This is a genomic window from Bradyrhizobium sp. 159, from assembly GCF_023073795.1.
GTDB lineage: Bacteria > Pseudomonadota > Alphaproteobacteria > Rhizobiales > Xanthobacteraceae > Bradyrhizobium.
Map to the genome: position 1 here is coordinate 16,805 of NZ_JADPKE010000085.1, position 14,621 is coordinate 31,425.

General features: G+C 64.1%; 17 protein-coding genes. 7 read left to right on the forward strand and 10 right to left on the reverse strand.

Features of this window, described 5'->3' with window-relative positions:
• Positions 1-4 precede the first annotated feature (4 nt).
• From IVA96_RS23245 to queA, 3 genes are all read left to right on the forward strand, one after another.
• The gene (locus IVA96_RS23245; protein ID WP_247279893.1) at positions 5-415 is read left to right on the forward strand and encodes a hypothetical protein; all 411 of its coding nucleotides are present in this window, start codon (positions 5-7) and stop codon (positions 413-415) included.
• Positions 412-876, forward strand: coding sequence for a peptidylprolyl isomerase (locus IVA96_RS23250; RefSeq protein ID WP_008563933.1), 465 nt, complete (start codon positions 412-414; stop codon positions 874-876). The genes IVA96_RS23245 and IVA96_RS23250 overlap by 4 nt, the downstream gene beginning before the upstream one ends.
• Positions 877-1,017: 141 nt before the next feature.
• Positions 1,018-2,091 carry a tRNA preQ1(34) S-adenosylmethionine ribosyltransferase-isomerase QueA gene (gene queA / locus IVA96_RS23255; protein ID WP_247279892.1) on the forward strand — a complete coding sequence of 358 codons (1,074 nt, stop codon included), beginning with the start codon at positions 1,018-1,020 and terminating at the stop codon, positions 2,089-2,091.
• Positions 2,092-2,273: 182 nt separating this feature from the next.
• Here queA and IVA96_RS23260 read toward each other — a convergent pair whose 3' ends face one another.
• The 4 genes from IVA96_RS23260 to IVA96_RS23275 all read right to left on the reverse strand — a co-directional run bounded on the left by IVA96_RS23260 (position 2,274) and on the right by IVA96_RS23275 (position 6,431).
• On the reverse strand, positions 2,274-3,311 hold the full coding sequence (locus tag IVA96_RS23260) for an aspartate-semialdehyde dehydrogenase (RefSeq protein WP_247419425.1): 1,038 nt from the start codon (positions 3,309-3,311) through the stop codon (positions 2,274-2,276).
• Between the two features lie 232 nt (positions 3,312-3,543).
• Positions 3,544-4,146 (reverse strand): PepSY domain-containing protein, encoded by a 603-nt coding sequence (locus IVA96_RS23265; RefSeq protein ID WP_247450247.1) that lies wholly within the window; start codon positions 4,144-4,146, stop codon positions 3,544-3,546.
• Between the two features lie 248 nt (positions 4,147-4,394).
• Complete coding sequence (locus tag IVA96_RS23270) at positions 4,395-5,138, reverse strand: TetR/AcrR family transcriptional regulator (protein ID WP_247419704.1); 744 nt, start codon at positions 5,136-5,138, stop codon at positions 4,395-4,397.
• Positions 5,139-5,273: 135 nt separating this feature from the next.
• Positions 5,274-6,431: a patatin-like phospholipase family protein gene (locus tag IVA96_RS23275; RefSeq protein WP_247419430.1), complete on the reverse strand. Its 1,158-nt coding sequence runs from the start codon at positions 6,429-6,431 to the stop codon at positions 5,274-5,276.
• Positions 6,432-6,671: 240 nt separating this feature from the next.
• Between IVA96_RS23275 and tgt the strand changes: the two genes are divergently transcribed.
• Positions 6,672-7,817 (forward strand): tRNA guanosine(34) transglycosylase Tgt, encoded by a 1,146-nt coding sequence (tgt, locus tag IVA96_RS23280; RefSeq protein WP_247419433.1) that lies wholly within the window; start codon positions 6,672-6,674, stop codon positions 7,815-7,817.
• A 13-nt stretch (positions 7,818-7,830) separates the two neighbouring features.
• Here tgt and IVA96_RS23285 read toward each other — a convergent pair whose 3' ends face one another.
• Positions 7,831-8,049: a hypothetical protein gene (locus IVA96_RS23285; protein WP_247279888.1), complete on the reverse strand. Its 219-nt coding sequence runs from the start codon at positions 8,047-8,049 to the stop codon at positions 7,831-7,833.
• 224 nt (positions 8,050-8,273) lie between these two features.
• On the opposite strand from IVA96_RS23285, the gene cysK reads away from it, so the two are divergent.
• Positions 8,274-9,251 (forward strand): cysteine synthase A, encoded by a 978-nt coding sequence (gene cysK / locus IVA96_RS23290; RefSeq protein WP_247279887.1) that lies wholly within the window; start codon positions 8,274-8,276, stop codon positions 9,249-9,251.
• A 3-nt stretch (positions 9,252-9,254) separates the two neighbouring features.
• Positions 9,255-9,494 carry a BrnA antitoxin family protein gene (locus tag IVA96_RS23295; protein WP_247279886.1) on the forward strand — a complete coding sequence of 80 codons (240 nt, stop codon included), beginning with the start codon at positions 9,255-9,257 and terminating at the stop codon, positions 9,492-9,494.
• A 183-nt stretch (positions 9,495-9,677) separates the two neighbouring features.
• Here IVA96_RS23295 and IVA96_RS23300 read toward each other — a convergent pair whose 3' ends face one another.
• Together IVA96_RS23300 and IVA96_RS23305 are read right to left on the reverse strand one after the other, a co-directional pair.
• Positions 9,678-11,108: a caspase family protein gene (locus IVA96_RS23300; RefSeq protein WP_247279885.1), complete on the reverse strand. Its 1,431-nt coding sequence runs from the start codon at positions 11,106-11,108 to the stop codon at positions 9,678-9,680.
• 204 nt (positions 11,109-11,312) lie between these two features.
• Positions 11,313-12,188: a DMT family transporter gene (locus IVA96_RS23305; RefSeq protein ID WP_247279884.1), complete on the reverse strand. Its 876-nt coding sequence runs from the start codon at positions 12,186-12,188 to the stop codon at positions 11,313-11,315.
• A 152-nt stretch (positions 12,189-12,340) separates the two neighbouring features.
• On the opposite strand from IVA96_RS23305, the gene IVA96_RS23310 reads away from it, so the two are divergent.
• Positions 12,341-12,739: a RidA family protein gene (locus IVA96_RS23310; RefSeq protein WP_247279883.1), complete on the forward strand. Its 399-nt coding sequence runs from the start codon at positions 12,341-12,343 to the stop codon at positions 12,737-12,739.
• A 49-nt stretch (positions 12,740-12,788) separates the two neighbouring features.
• On the opposite strand, the gene IVA96_RS23315 is transcribed toward IVA96_RS23310, so the two are convergent.
• From IVA96_RS23315 to IVA96_RS23325, 3 genes are all read right to left on the reverse strand, one after another.
• Positions 12,789-13,334 carry a hypothetical protein gene (locus tag IVA96_RS23315; protein WP_247279882.1) on the reverse strand — a complete coding sequence of 182 codons (546 nt, stop codon included), beginning with the start codon at positions 13,332-13,334 and terminating at the stop codon, positions 12,789-12,791.
• Positions 13,279-13,629 (reverse strand): hypothetical protein, encoded by a 351-nt coding sequence (locus IVA96_RS23320; protein ID WP_247279881.1) that lies wholly within the window; start codon positions 13,627-13,629, stop codon positions 13,279-13,281. Before IVA96_RS23320 ends, IVA96_RS23315 begins: the two co-directional genes overlap by 56 nt.
• 173 nt (positions 13,630-13,802) lie before the next feature.
• On the reverse strand, positions 13,803-14,390 hold the full coding sequence (locus IVA96_RS23325; RefSeq protein WP_247279880.1) for a formyltransferase family protein: 588 nt from the start codon (positions 14,388-14,390) through the stop codon (positions 13,803-13,805).
• Positions 14,391-14,621: the final 231 nt, after the last annotated feature.

The window sequence follows — 14,621 nt, forward strand, 5'->3', positions numbered from 1 at the left end:
GCCGATGGCGCGCCGCGGTGGCAAGCTCCTGCTGGTTGCCGCGATGCTGCAGCTCGGCATTCCCAGTGCGGCCGCCGCGGATGCGCAGGTCAACACCATCCAGGACGTTTTCCGGCATCTGCGCACCTGCTGGAAGCCGCCACCGCCGGCCAAGGCGCGCCCACTCGACATCACCGTCGTCGTGAGCTTTAACCGGGCCGGAAACATTCTGGGCCATCCGAGGATTACCTATGAATCCGCGGAAGCCTCCGACGATGACCGGCTGCAATACCGGATCGCGGTGATGGAAGCGTTGCAACGCTGCACGCCGATGCCATTTACCGATGCAATGGCCGGCGCCGCCGCAGGGCGTCCATTCGCAATCCAGTTCCGCAGCCGGAAGACTTCACCCCCAACGCAAGAGAGACGAGCATGAGCGTCACCGAAAACACCCTGATCCTCGAGACCACGCAGGGCCCCGTCACCATCGAGATGCGGCCTGATCTGGCGCCCGGCCACGTCGCGCGCATCAAGGAGCTGGTCCGCGAGGGCTTTTACGACGGCATCGTGTTCCATCGCGTGATCGACGGCTTCATGGCGCAGACCGGCTGCCCGCAGGGCACCGGCACCGGCGGCTCCGGCAAGAAGCTGAAGGCCGAGTTCAACAAGGAGCCGCATGTGCGCGGCACCGCCTCGATGGCCCGCGCCGCCAATCCCGACTCCGGCGACAGCCAATTCTTCATCTGCTTCGACGACGCCCGCTTCCTCGATAACCAGTACACGGTGTGGGGCAAAGTCACCGAGGGCATGGAGAACGTCGACAAGATCAAGCGCGGCGAGCCGGTGCAGAACCCCGACAAGATCGTCAAGGCGCGGATGGCCGCGGACAAGGAATAAGTGCTCGATCCTCATCCTGAGGAGCGCGGAACGCGCGTCTCGAAGGATGAAGGCCGCTGCTGCAGTTTGGCCTTCATGGTTCGAGACGGCGCTACGCGCCTCCTCACCATGAGGGTCTGACTGTGCGGCGCTGAACTCGACATGCGCACCGATCTCTTCGATTTCGACCTGCCGCCCGAGCGTATCGCGTTGCGTCCGGCGAGCCCGCGCGACTCCGCGAAGATGCTGGTCGTCGAGAATGGCGCGTTGCGCGACCAGACCATTTCCGACCTGCCGCAATCGCTGAAGCCGGGCGATCAGCTCGTCGTCAACGACACCAAGGTGATCGCGGCGCAGCTCAAGGGCCGCCGCATCGGCCGCGAGACCGAGCCGAAGATCGAGGCGACACTGATCAAGCGTCTCGACGGCTCGCGCTGGCAGGCGCTGGTCAAGCCGGCGAAGAAGCTCACAGCCGGCGACCGCATCCGCTTCGGCAATGAAGGCAAGGTCTGCCTGCTCGGCCATCTCGACGCCGAGGTCGAGGCCAAGGGCAGCGAAGGCGAGGTGACGCTGTCGTTCTCGTTCCACGGGCCCACGCTCGACCAGGCCATTGCCGATCTCGGCAGCCCGCCGCTGCCGCCCTATATCGCCTCCAAGCGTACGCCTGATGACCAGGATCTTGCCGACTACCAGACGATGTTCGCGGCGAACGAAGGCGCCGTCGCCGCGCCGACCGCCGGGCTGCATTTTACGCCCGCGCTGGAGCAGGTGCTGCGCGAGCACGGCGTCGGCATCAACCGCGTGACGCTGCATGTCGGGGCAGGGACGTTCCTGCCGGTCAAGGTGGACGATACCGAGAGCCACAAGATGCATGCCGAGTGGGGGACGATCTCGGCCGAGACGGCGGAGCGGCTCAACACCGCGCGCAAGAACGGCGGCCGCATCATCGCCGTCGGCACCACGTCGTTGCGCCTGCTCGAGAGCGCGGCAAGCGAGGATGGCACCATTCTGCCATTCGCGGCGGAGACCTCGATCTTCATCACCCCCGGCTATCGCTTTCGCGCGGTCGATATTTTGTTGACCAATTTCCACCTGCCGAAGTCGACGCTGTTCATGCTGGTGTCAGCGTTTGCGGGTCTGGAGACGATGAAGCGAGCCTATGCGCACGCCATCGGGAGCGGCTACCGGTTCTATTCGTATGGCGATGCGTGTTTGCTGTTCCGGGCAGAGCCCTAAGACGGATGAGCGAAGCGAAATCCGGAATTCCTGCCTTGCGGCTTCCCGCATTTCGCTGCGCTCTTGCGGGCTACAACACTGCCCTAGGGTGGGCAAAGGCGCAGAGCGCCGTGCCCACCATCGATCTGCATAGTTGAGGTCGATTGGTGGGCACGCTTCGGTTTGCCCGCCCTACGAGACCGCTACGCCATCGCCCGCTGCGGCAAGAGCTCCGCTATCTGTACAGCATTCAATGCCGCGCCCTTGAGCAGCTGATCGGCCGCGACGAACATCGAGATCGAATGTCCTGTGGGGTCGCTGAGGTCCTTGCGGATGCGGCCGACCAGGACGTCGTCCTGGCCCGAGGCGTCGATCGGCATCGGGAAGTAGTTCTTGGCACGGTCGTCGATCACCTTGACGCCGGGCGCCTGCGCCATGATGGCGCGGACCTGGTCCTCGGTGATCGGCTTCTCGCATTCGAAGGTGATGGCTTCGCAATGGGCGCGCAGCACCGGCACGCGCACGCAGGTGACGCCGACGGCAATGGTCTCATCCTCGAAGATCTTGCGGGTCTCCTTGATGACCTTGGTCTCTTCATCATTGTAGCCGGTCTCAGGATCGACCGCGGTGTTGTGGTTGAAGAGGTTGAAGGCGTAGGGGTGCGGCATCACCTTGGGCGTATAGACCTGCCCGTTGAGATTGGCGCGGGTGGATTCGACGAGCTCCTCCATCGCCGCGGCGCCGGCGCCGGAAGCCGCCTGATAGGTCGAGATGATCACCCGCTTGATGCGATTCTTCTGGTGGATCGGCCAGAGCGGCACCAGCGCCGTGATGGCGGCGCAGTTCGGGTTGGCAATGATGCCCTTGTGATCACGAATGCGGCTTGCGTTGATCTCGGGGATCACCAGCGGCACGTTCGGGTCCATGCGGAAGGCGGAGGAGTTGTCGACCACGACCGCGCCGGCCTTGACCGCGATCGGCGCGAACTTCTTGGAGATGCTGCCGCCGGCGGAGAAAAGGGCGATGTCGACGCCGTCAAACGCGCGCTCGGTCAATTCCTCGATGACAACCTGTTGTCCGCGGAACGACACTGTCTTGCCCGCCGAGCGGGCGCTCGCCAGCGCCTTGAGCTTGCCGACGCGAAAGCCGCGCTTGTCCATGGTGGCGATGAATTCGGCGCCCACCGCACCGGTGACGCCGACAATTGCGACGACGGGATCGTTACTCACTTTGTCCTCCATTGCATTGAGAATTTAGACAACAAAAAAGCCCCGGACCATCGAGGGCGGGGCTTCGGTAGAGCTGATGCGTTTAAGTCGACGACCTACGCGCGCACGCCTCCCCGGGCCCCTGAGGCCGTGGTGGTTTTGGTCGTGCGTTTGGTGGTCGCGAACATGGCGGCGACTTATGCGGGAGAGTCTTGCAGCCGTCAATGGCTTTCCGCCCCGGTCGATGCCGGGGCCGGGCCCGCCGCTATTTGGCCCGCGCGCCCGGCGGCTCCAGGATGACCTCCTTGAGGTCGTCGCCGCTGATCACGACAATCGCAAAATTGAGACGGCCGCGTTCGCGCACCAGCCCGCCGCTGATTGCCTTGCCCGAGGCTGCGCGTTCGGCGACGCGCACGGCGTCGGCGAGGCGGTGCCTGATCGCGCCGAGCGCTGCGAGGTTGTCACGGTCCTCATGGTCGAGCTCGGCGAGGGGGAGGGCGGCTTCCCCGCCGACGAGCTCTCCGGTCAACGCGTTGATGGTGTGGCGCCAGATCCGGTCATTGTGCAGGGTTTTCACCCGGTAGACCGGGGCGCCGGAGGCTCCATCGAAACTCACATCTGCCGTGGTGGCGCCGGCGTGTCGGCCTTCTGCAATCGCCATGGCCTGGCTGATCGAGATCGACGAGCTGCGGAAGCGCTCGATCTCGCGGCTGACCGCCTGGCGGTCCGCTTCGGCATCACCATCTGTGTCGCTGTGAAGCGCGGTCGGCGTGCCTGCGGTCATGATCGCCTGTGCCGGTGCCGCGAGGAGCAGCGCGGGCAAGGCGATCGCAAGCAGTTGCGAGGTCCATCGTTTGGCTGTCGTCATGCTCGAAACCCTCGGCCAGCGAGTGTGCCGGAATCGTAAAGAATTCGCGGCCGACCTTGGGCACCGGTCGGCCGCGGAGCGCCGCATCGGGCTGTACCCGGCGCGACGATCGAAGCGGTACGGACCTCCTTGGGGCTGGTGAAAAAGCGGTCCGTCTCGCCTTATAACAAAACCATACCGTATCGTTTCATTTGGTCAATGGCCGAGCCACGGGTTCTTTGGGATTTGATCGCGAGCTCACGGAATTGTCAGCGGGACGGGCGCCGCGGCGTGCTCTTTGCGGCGCTCTGGACGCGGTCGGCGGGTCCCAGCGCGCCGGCCAGGAACAGCTTGATCGCCGCACGCATGCGCTTCTCCGCAGGTTTTAGCTCCAGCGCCGTTCCGAACGTCGCCATGCGGTGGGTGTGCCCGACGACCACGTCGAGAAACACCTCGGCTGCAATGGTGGTGTCTTCGACATCAAGTGCGCCTTGCGCCACCAGGTGATCGAAGAAGCGCGCCGTGGTGGCGACGGCCTTGAGCCAGCCTTCCTCCTTGCCGAGCTTGGCGACGTCAGGGAAGTTGATGGCCTGTGACGTCATCATGCGGCTGAAGGCGACGGCGTCGGGACCGCAGGTGAATGTGAGCATCTCGCGCCCGATCTCGACCAGCCGCTGCTCGACCGAGATGTTCGCGGCGCTAGAGAGTTGCGTCTCCGCGGCTGCCGACAACGGTGCAAGCCATCGTGCGATCTCGCGCCTCAGCACGGCCGCAAACAGCCCTCGTTTGTCGCCGTAACGGGAATAGACTGTGGGCTTGCTGACCCGGGCCGCTTCCGCGACTGCGTCGAGCGAGGTCGCGTCGAAGCCGCGATCGAGGAATAGGCGGGTGGCGACCTCGATCAGCCGCTGATCGCGCTCGATCGCGGCGGTCTTCGTCGGCCGGCCGCCGCGCGATTTCGGCACCTCGCGCCGTGGCGCAGCCGGTCTGGTCTTGGTCGCAGTCAATCCCATGCCCAATGATTCCTGCGCGATCGCGATATCAGTCATTCGCTCTATATCGCGCAGCAGCGGGGGCGTCATCGCGAATCTGGCCGATTTGGCCGTGTCATCAACGGTTTCCCTGTGGCCTCGTTCCGTCATGAGGGATCACGGAAGCGTCGAAGTCCACGCCTGGCCGGAAGCCGCCTTGTCATGTCCGTACTGATACAGCGCCCGCATGTAGGCGGTATCGAAGCCTTCCGAGGGCGCCGCCGGATAGTCGCGCGCGATGTAGGAGAGATGGAAGCCGAGGCGGTTGCGCTTGGCGAAATCATAGGTGGAGAAAATGATCGAGCGCGTCTGCGACTGGGTGATCGACGACAGGCTGCGCGAGGCGACGTCGATGGTGCTGTTGGAGACGAGCTCGAAATTGCGTTCGATCTTCTTGTTGACGAGAATGTAGATGTCCATCTTCGTGTTGCCCGGCAGGCGGCTGCCTTGGAACAGCAGGGCTTCCGGCAACGTCAGCACCGGCGCCGTCACCCCGCCGTCGACATGCATCTCCTGGAAACGCCGGCCCTGGCCTTCGGCGTAAATCATGATCGGCGGAAAAACCAGCGGAATGCTGGCGGAGGCCGCCATCACGTCGCGAAACAGCTTTAGCGCCTCGGCTGTCCCGACCGCGGCGATCTTGCCCATGTCCCAGATCGCGGTCCGCTGGGTGTCGAGATCGGTCGTCACCACCAATAGCTTCCGGCCCTTGGCATTCTCGCGCGCGACTTGCGCCATGATCTCGGGTCCGACATAGCGGGCGACGAGCTCGCGCAGCCGCGTGTTGCCGAACAGGCCGGATCCGAATAGCACCCGCATGATGCTGGGATCCTTCAGGAGGCTCTCGGCGATGCCGCTGGTGTAGACCTCCTTCAGCGTGTCGTCATATTGCGAGCCGAGGAATGCAAACGGCGCGATGAGGCCGCCGGTGCTGACGCCCGAGACGACCGAGAAGGTGGGACGGGTTCTGGACGCGGTCCAGCCGTTCAGCACGCCGACGCCATAGGCGCCGTCGGCACCGCCGCCGGATAGCGCCAGGTAGGTCTTGGTCGCGGTGCTGTTGTCTTTCTCGAAGCTGAATTTCGTAACGGGCTCGTCGGCGTAGCGCCGGAGCCCATCGATGTCGAGCACGCGCGATGTGCTGGCTTCAGCGGCCGTGTAGGGCGTGCGGGGCAGGGACGTGCAGGCACCGAGCGCCAGGCTGCACGTCAAGACCAGGACTCCGCCCAGGCGGGCGCCTATCGGCCTTGTCCAGCCCTGCGATGGGGCGGACATGTCAGTCGAACTTGAAGGGTAGGGCATCGTCGGTGGCGGGCGATCACACTCATACGGCCGCCGGCAAATCTGCCGCGGCATTCTCGTCCAGCCTCCACAGTAAAACTATACTGTATCGTTTTGTTTAACAAGAGCCGCGGACCTCGATATCGCTCAAGTCCTCCCAGTTGAGCCATTGGCCGGCCATGGCATGGTTCGGGCGGGTTGATTGACGTCCTCCGACACGCAATAAGCACCGCCATGAATCCCGACAATGATCTTCCCAATCACTTTGAGTTGCTCGGTACCGATGGCGCCGCGCGCGGCGGGCGCCTGACGACGCCCCACGGCGTGGTGCGGACGCCGGCCTTCATGCCGGTCGGCACCGCGGGTGCCATGAAGGGCATGCACTGGCGCGAGGTGCGCGACGCCGGCGCCGACATCGTGCTCGGCAACACCTATCATCTGATGCTGCGGCCCGGCGCCGAACGGATCGCGGCGCTTGGCGGCTTGCAGACCTTCACCGGCTGGAACGGGCCGATGCTGACGGATTCCGGCGGCTTCCAGGTGATGTCGCTGGCGGATCTGCGCAAGGTCAGCGAGCACGCCGTCACCTTCCGCTCGCATATCGACGGTGCCAAGGTCGAGCTGTCGCCGGAGCGCTCGATCGAGGTGCAGCGCTTGCTCGGCTCCGACATCGCCATGCAGATGGACGAATGTGTGCGGCTACCGGCCGAGCGTGATGACATCGAGCGGGCGATGCGCCTGTCGCTCCGTTGGGCCGAGCGCAGCAAGCGGGCCTTCGAGAGCGCGCCCGCTGGTTACATGCTGTTCGGCATCGTGCAGGGCGGCGACGTGCCGCAGCTTCGCCATGCAAGCGCGCAAGGCCTGGTCGAGCTCGGCTTCCACGGCTATGCGATCGGCGGCCTTGCCGTCGGCGAGCCGCAGGCGGTGATGCTGGCGATGATTGACGAGACCGCCTCGCTGCTGCCGCAAGAGCGCCCACGTTACCTCATGGGCGTCGGCACGCCCGACGACATCCTCGAGGCGGTCAAGCGCGGTGTCGACATGTTCGATTGCGTGATGCCGACGCGCAATGGCCGTCACGGCGTCGCCTTCACGCGCTTCGGCCAGGTCAATTTGCGCAACGCGCGCCACGCCGAAGATCCGCGTCCGCTCGATGAGGAGAGCTCATGGCCCTCGACGCGCAGCTGCGCTCGCGCCTATCTGCATCATCTCGTCAAGGCAGGCGAGACGCTCGGGGCGATGCTGCTGTCCGAGATCAATATCGCTTACTATCAAACCCTGATGCAGGGCATCAGGGTTGCGATCGCACAGGGCAAGTTCGAGGAGTTCTATCAGCTTACGCGTGAGGACTGGGCGAGGGGCGACATCGCCCCGCGCTAGAGCAACTCCACGATCAGTTGCATACGAACCGCTGCTTGATGGCGTGCTTGGTGACGAAGCCGTAGCCGCAATTATCGCAGGTCCAGAGATAGCTGATCACGCGGTCCGAGACGTAGGCGGATGCTTCGGCGGCGACCATGGAGTCGGCGCAGACCGGACAGGTGGGCAACTCGCTGCAACGCGGATCGCGGTTGAGCGCGACGGTCGACAACACTTCAGCAATCGCTGACATCGTGGTGACCTCTCCCTGCTTGAGACTTAAGTCTAACATAAGCAGATGCGCTTGACGAGGTCGCAACACAAATGCGTTGGTTTTCTGATATTGGCAGCTCACGTGATTTTGCGATGCAGCGTATTTAACATGTGCTGCATTGTCGCTTGCGTGTCGCCGCAAGCTGTCCGTAACTGCGCAAGAGCCGCGACAGAAGCGCAGATCGTCGCCACAGGGAGTTCATCATGGACGCATCGTCCAACACGGGTGCAGCGCACCAGCCCGGTCGCGGCCGGATCTATGACTCGATCGTCGAGGCTTTTGGCGACACGCCGATCGTGCGGTTGCAGCGACTGCCCGGCATGCACGGCGTGAATGCGACCATTTTGGCAAAACTTGAATATTTCAGCCCGGCCGCGAGCGTGAAGGACCGCATCGGTGCGGCTATGATCATCGCCATGGAGAAGGCGGGCATCATCACGCCCGACACCGTGTTGATCGAGCCGACGTCCGGAAATACCGGAATCGCGCTTGCCTTCGTCGCGGCCTCGCGCGGCTACCGGCTCAAGCTGGTAATGCCGGAGTCGATGTCGATCGAGCGGCGCAAGATGCTGGCCTTTCTCGGTGCCGAACTGGTGCTGACTCCGGCAGCCCAGGGCATGAAGGGCGCCATTGCCGCCGCGGAAGAACTGTTGAAGACGACGCCGAACTCGGTGATGCCGCAGCAGTTCAAGAACCTCGCCAATCCCGAGGTGCACCGCCGCACCACGGCGGAAGAGATCTGGAATGACACGGCGGGCCGCATCGATATCTTCGTCGCCGGGGTCGGCACCGGAGGCACCATCACGGGCGTCGGCCAAGTGCTGAAGCCGCGCAAACCATCCTTGCGGGTGGTGGCGGTCGAGCCGGAGGAGAGCCCGGTGCTCTCAGGCGGCCAGCACACCGCGCACAAGATCCAGGGCATCGGTGCCGGCTTCGTCCCCGACATCCTCGATCGCTCCGTGATCGACGAAATCGTCAAGATCAACTCGACCATGGCAATCGAGACCTCCCGCGCGCTGGCGCGGCATGAGGGCATTCCAGGCGGCATCTCCTCGGGCGCCGCGATCGCGGCGGCGCTCCAGATCGGCAAGCGCCCCGAAGCTGCGGGAAAAACCATCCTGGCGGTGGTGCCGTCCTTCTCCGAGCGGTATCTTTCAACGGCTCTGTTTGAGGGAATCTAGGATATGGCGGATCAACCAAGACGGCCGCGTACGCTTGGCGACGCCAGGACGGAAGCTGAGGCGGCGTTCAAGAAGGTGACAGCCAAGGCCGCCGTGGCGCCGCCCAAGCAAACCGCCGTTCCCGGCATCAAGGAGCAGGTCACGCTGCGTATCGACCAGGACGTGCTGGAGTTCTTCCAGGAGGGCGGGCCGGGCTGGCAGGACCGCATCAACGAGGCGCTGCGGAAGGCCGCGGGGAAGTAGGCACCGCAGCCCAGGCAGCGGACCGCATCCTGAGAAGCTTGCGCGGCAAGCGTCTCGAAGGATGAAGGCCTCCGGGCCTTTCATGCTTCGAGAGGCGCTCCTATGGCGCGCTCCTCGGGATGAGGAACTCGCAACGAAAAAGCCCGGCCTGAGCCGGGCTTTTGCTTTGATTGGCTTCGCGCCTCAGCGGCGGAACATGCCGCCCATCATGCCGCCGACGACGCCACCCACGAAGGCCGCGCCGGCAGCGTCGCCTGGATTGCTGCGCTGGGGAGCGGGTGCCGGCGCACTGCTGGGTGCCGGAGCGCTGGCACGCCGAGCCGCCTTCTGGCTGTTATCACTGGCGGTCGGCGGTGCAGCCACGATCTCCGAGAGCAGGGCCTTGTGCTGGTGCTTATTGAGGTAGCCGGAGGAAGGATAGCCGCGCGCGGCCTGCCAGCGCTTGAGCACGGCGCGGGTCTCATCGCTGAATACGCCGGTCTGCTTGGTGTCGAAGCCGAGGCCGGTGAGGCGACGCTGCACGTCGCGGCGCTGGTTCTTGTCGAGGCCGATCTGGTCCTCGGTGAGCTGAGTGGCCTCGTCGGTAAAAGTCGCGGGATCGACGCCAGCAGTGAGCGTGCGGGTCGCGGTCGAGGGGCCGCTCTTGATCGCAGCAAGGCGTGCCAGCGCCAGCGCCTTGAACTGACCGTTCGGATAGGCGGCAAGATAAGCGTTGAGCTCTTCCGGCTTGTTGGACTCCTTTACCGAGCGCCAATATTCGAGCTCGACGCCGTCCGAGCCGCCGCCGGTCGCTATTGGCACGCTGCCAGCCGCGGTCGGAGCCGCGTTGGCGACCTGGGTCGTGGGGGCCTGGTTGAGATAGACGGAGCCGGTCAGGTTGGTGTGGCCCCAGGGCAGCTGGCCTTTGCGGGTCTCTTCATTGACCTGGGCGCGCACCGACGTCATCGCCTGCTGGATCTCGACCCCGGGCTTGGTGATGTTGTCGATCAGCGCGCGGGTGAACGGGCTGTTGTTGCCCTCCTGGCCGTCGAGGGCGGTCTGGCCAGGACCGGTGGCGAACGCGATCAGCGTGCCTTCGCCGGACTTCATCTCGGCGAGACCGCTCTGGACGTTGACGCTGCGGGTCGCCGAGTTCGACTTGATCTTGGCGGCGAACGGATTGTCGCGGCAGGCATCGAGGAAGACGAGCTTGACCTTGGCATCGCCCATGGTCTGCTCGAGCGTGAGGTCGATGTTGATGGCCGCCCCCAGCTTGACGTCCATCTCCGACTTGATGTCGGCGTCGACAGGCAGGAGATAATTGGTGCCGCTGACCGCGATGCCGTGGCCGGCATAATAGAACAGCGCGATGTCGGAGCCTTGCGCCTTGCGGCCGAAGTCGAGCAGCTTCTCCGTCATCTGGTCGCGGCTGAGATTGGATCCTTCGATCACCTCGAAGCCGACATTGCGCAGCGTCGCCGCCATCGCTTTGGCGTCGATCGGCGGGTTCGGTAATTGCGCGACGTTCTTGTAGTTGCCGTTGCCGACGACGAAGGCGACGCGGCGGTCGGCCTTCGCGGCACTGATCGACAGGGCCATGCACATCAGCGAAGCGAGGAGGGTGAAATAGCGCATCTGAGATCCCCAACAGAATCGAATTGTAGGCAGCAACAAATTGGCAACGAACCTACACGAAGTGCCCGACTCCGCGCCACCAAAACGGCAGTAAGTCGCGTCCAAACCGCTGCTGTGTGGCCGAATGTGCACGATGGGAATGCTTCCCGAACGTGATCCAAATCACACGGCCACTTCGTTTTGTCGCGCAAGGCAGCGCAAGGTTCACTGCGCGCGGGCGGGAACGGGCGGAGCCGGCTTCAAATTCAGGAGATTGCCGCACAGGATCAGCGCCGCGCCGAGGACCGTCCAGGCGTCGAGCCGCTCGGAATACAGCAGCCAGCCAGCCGTCGCGGTTAGTGGAACGCGAAGGAAGTCCATGGGGACCACGATCGTCGCGTCCGCATAGCGCATCGCGCTCGCGAGGCAATAGTGTGAAAACGTGCCGCAGACGGCGATCACGCCGACCCAGGCCCAGACATGGGCCGATGGCCAAGTCCAGACAAACAGCGTCGGAGCGAAGCCTGCGACCGACTGCACCACCAGCATCCAGAACAGGATCGACAGCGCGCTGTCCGTGCGCGTCAGGGATTTAACCAGCGCCATTGACACGCCAAATCCGACGGCAGCGCCGAGCGCGATCAGCTGCCCCGGATTGATCTCGCCGGCGGCGGGACGGACGATGACGATCACACCGACAAGGCCGAGCACGATGGCCGCAATCCTCCAAGGCGTCATGCGTTCGGACAGGAAGCTCGCCGCCAGGATCGCCGTCCAGATCGGCATGGTGAACTCGATCGCGACCACCTGGCCGATCGGGATCAGCGTCAGTGCAAAGAACCAGCCGAGCTGAGCGACATAGTGCACCAGGTTGCGACCGATATGTTGCGGCAGGCGCGACGTCTTGAGCACCTTGAAACCGCCCGCGCGGTAGATGATCGGCGAGAGCAGCACGAAGCCGAGCAGCGACCTCACTTCCATGATTTGAAAAACGTTCAGCTCGCGCGTGGCTTCGCGCCCGGCAACCGCCATCACCAGCATCAGCGACAGCCAGCCGGCCATCCACAGTGCGGCCATCGTTTTTGACGGTGTCGTGCTCATTGAGGGCAGATGCTGGAGAATGGAATCTTGAAAGGACGGCCGGTATCAGCGACATCGCCGCCGTTTGCAACGGCCAAATCTGCGGATGCAGCGATGCAGGTCGGCGTGCTAAGGCGTCAGCGAACGACGAGAAAATCGGGAGGTCTTCGCTCATGCGTATCTTGCAGCCAGCCGAGTGGAAAAAACCGCGCGGCTTTTCCCATGGCGTCCTCGTCGACGGGCCGGGGCGTTGGGTGGTGCTGGCCGGGCAGACCGGCGGCGATGAGAGCGGCAACTACGCGCCCGACATGGCGGCGCAAGTTGCGACAGCTCTGAAGCGGATCATCAAGCTCCTGGGCGAGGCCGGCGCGGGCCCCGAGCACATCGTCCGCCTGACGTGGTACCTGACCAGCCGCAGCGAGTATGAGGCCGCCGGGGCCGGCATTGGCGCGGGCTGGAAGGAAACGCTTGGACGCAACTTCCCGCCCTCGACGCTGCTTTACATCGGCGGTCTCGTTGACGAGCGGGCCAAGGTCGAGATCGAGGTCACGGCGTTCGTGCCGCAGGCATAAAAAGTCGACCCGGCGAGGTCGCCGGGTCGACTGTCTTGAACGTGCTATCTCAGCGCGACATCGAGATGTTGGCGCCGCGGAACTGGCTATCGGCGCGCATCGTGACGGTCTGCTTGTTGCCACTCGTCTTCAGCGCGATATTGGCGTTGAAGCCGGCGGCAGAGGCGACCACATCGAAGTTTCCGCCGCCGCCGCGGCCCTGGAGCGAGCCGCTGATATTGCGGCTGGCCTCGGACCAGCTGCCGGTGATGGCGCTGCCCTCTGACTTGACGCTGGCCCCGAGATTGAACTTGTAGGCGTCGCTGGCGCAGGTCAGCGACATTTCCATGGTCGGGCCGATCGGGGTGTACTTGGCCCGGCAGCGGATCCGCTCGGTCGAGCCATCATCGAGGATGACGGTACCGCTGCCGCTCCAGGTGCCTGCCATCGGGGCAAACGGGCCGGACTGGGCTTGGCTTTCAGTGCGGGCGATGCTCGCCACAAACAAAATGGCGGCCGCGATCAGCAGCCGCCGGCCTCTGGCGCGAGCCTCAGTTGGTTTATTGGCGCGATGCTTCCCACCGCCCGCTGCATGGTATGCCTGCAGATGCTCCATTCCACTTCCCCGATCCGGCGTTGCCGTTGAGTTGACCGTTGGCATATGCACCATTGATCGAAACTTTCACAAGTCCCTCACGACCGATGGTGCCGGAAACGTTAGCGCCGGGCGCAGTGATCTTGCCATCGGCAACCGTCAGCATGGAGCTTGCGGTCGGTTCGCAGGAGCCGCTCTTGGTCACGATCGTGACCTGCCAATTGCCGTCATAGGGGCTCTGGGCGAAGGCGGGAGCGGCGAGGGTGCCGGCGACAACTGAAGCGGCACACAACACCGCAATGCGACCTAAACGCATGAAATCCGTCCTCGAATTTGTCTGATATGCTGACGTTTATTCGCACCAAATGTGACGGAAATTTGTTGCGATGCCAAATCGAAAATTGTTCCTGTGGAAACAATGGTTTATTTGAGTCTTGGTGCTCCGATTTCCGCTGCAAAATCAACGCGGACTCGCGTTAAGGGTAAACGTCAGGAGAGACTTGGTGCCAAGGTCGCGAACTGCTCGTCCTGAACTTTGGCCGGCAGCGTCTTGTGGACCTTGGCATAATCGATCACGTCGGCCAGTAGCTTGAGGCCGAGAGGCGCCAGCGCGCGTTCCCAGAGCTCCCGCGCCGTCTCGCCCTTCTTGACGAAGCACCAGTCCTGGGCGGCGATGGCGCCCGCGTCCATGCGGTCGGCGAGGTGGTAGATCGTGCCGCCGGCGATCGGATCGCCTTCCTTGATGGTCCATTCCACGGCGGCCTTACCGCGGTGGCGCGGCAATAGCGAAGGGTGATAGCCGATCCCGCCCAGCTTGGCGGCGGCGAGCGCGTCCCTGCCGATCCGGGCGTGACTGTGCGCCGTGATGATCAGATCGGTATCGGAGGCAATCTCGGAGGCCACCACCAGCTTCGGATTGGCCTGGACCACCACCTCGATGCCGGCCGCCTTGGCGGTGGCGGCGAGGCGATCCTCGGCATCGGCCACCACAACCCGCGCGATCGAGACGCCGTGCTCCCGGAGCATGTTCAGGGTGGTCACGCCGAAATGGCGGGAGCCGACGAGGGTAATGCGCATGGGTATCCGATCCGTCTCGCAGCTGCGTTATCCCCCGATAACACGTCCGGACGTCCTGTCACCACCCAGGCCGCGTTTGCGCGGGTTATCAACAATGCACCGGGTGAGGGCGCGATGAACTCAGCGATTGTGCAGCCACCAGCGTTGCCGTGGTGCCACGGTCGGATGGGAAATGTGGGCAAGCCGGCTCTTGTGTTTCGTTGTAGACAGAAGAGATCTTCCATCTGTCGT

What these genes read in the sequence shown, in the direction of transcription:
- IVA96_RS23245 (WP_247279893.1), top strand. Translation starts at nt 5, where the DNA reads ATGGCGCGCCGCGGTGGCAAGCTCCTGCTGGTTGCCGCGATGCTGCAG.
- IVA96_RS23250 (WP_008563933.1), top strand. Translation starts at nt 412, where the DNA reads ATGAGCGTCACCGAAAACACCCTGATCCTCGAGACCACGCAGGGCCCC.
- queA (WP_247279892.1), top strand. Translation starts at nt 1,018, where the DNA reads ATGCGCACCGATCTCTTCGATTTCGACCTGCCGCCCGAGCGTATCGCG.
- IVA96_RS23260 (WP_247419425.1), bottom strand. Translation starts at nt 3,311, where the DNA reads ATGGAGGACAAAGTGAGTAACGATCCCGTCGTCGCAATTGTCGGCGTC.
- IVA96_RS23265 (WP_247450247.1), bottom strand. Translation starts at nt 4,146, where the DNA reads ATGACGACAGCCAAACGATGGACCTCGCAACTGCTTGCGATCGCCTTG.
- IVA96_RS23270 (WP_247419704.1), bottom strand. Translation starts at nt 5,138, where the DNA reads ATGGGATTGACTGCGACCAAGACCAGACCGGCTGCGCCACGGCGCGAG.
- IVA96_RS23275 (WP_247419430.1), bottom strand. Translation starts at nt 6,431, where the DNA reads ATGTCCGCCCCATCGCAGGGCTGGACAAGGCCGATAGGCGCCCGCCTG.
- tgt (WP_247419433.1), top strand. Translation starts at nt 6,672, where the DNA reads ATGAATCCCGACAATGATCTTCCCAATCACTTTGAGTTGCTCGGTACC.
- IVA96_RS23285 (WP_247279888.1), bottom strand. Translation starts at nt 8,049, where the DNA reads ATGTCAGCGATTGCTGAAGTGTTGTCGACCGTCGCGCTCAACCGCGAT.
- cysK (WP_247279887.1), top strand. Translation starts at nt 8,274, where the DNA reads ATGGACGCATCGTCCAACACGGGTGCAGCGCACCAGCCCGGTCGCGGC.
- IVA96_RS23295 (WP_247279886.1), top strand. Translation starts at nt 9,255, where the DNA reads ATGGCGGATCAACCAAGACGGCCGCGTACGCTTGGCGACGCCAGGACG.
- IVA96_RS23300 (WP_247279885.1), bottom strand. Translation starts at nt 11,108, where the DNA reads ATGCGCTATTTCACCCTCCTCGCTTCGCTGATGTGCATGGCCCTGTCG.
- IVA96_RS23305 (WP_247279884.1), bottom strand. Translation starts at nt 12,188, where the DNA reads ATGAGCACGACACCGTCAAAAACGATGGCCGCACTGTGGATGGCCGGC.
- IVA96_RS23310 (WP_247279883.1), top strand. Translation starts at nt 12,341, where the DNA reads ATGCGTATCTTGCAGCCAGCCGAGTGGAAAAAACCGCGCGGCTTTTCC.
- IVA96_RS23315 (WP_247279882.1), bottom strand. Translation starts at nt 13,334, where the DNA reads ATGGAGCATCTGCAGGCATACCATGCAGCGGGCGGTGGGAAGCATCGC.
- IVA96_RS23320 (WP_247279881.1), bottom strand. Translation starts at nt 13,629, where the DNA reads ATGCGTTTAGGTCGCATTGCGGTGTTGTGTGCCGCTTCAGTTGTCGCC.
- IVA96_RS23325 (WP_247279880.1), bottom strand. Translation starts at nt 14,390, where the DNA reads ATGCGCATTACCCTCGTCGGCTCCCGCCATTTCGGCGTGACCACCCTG.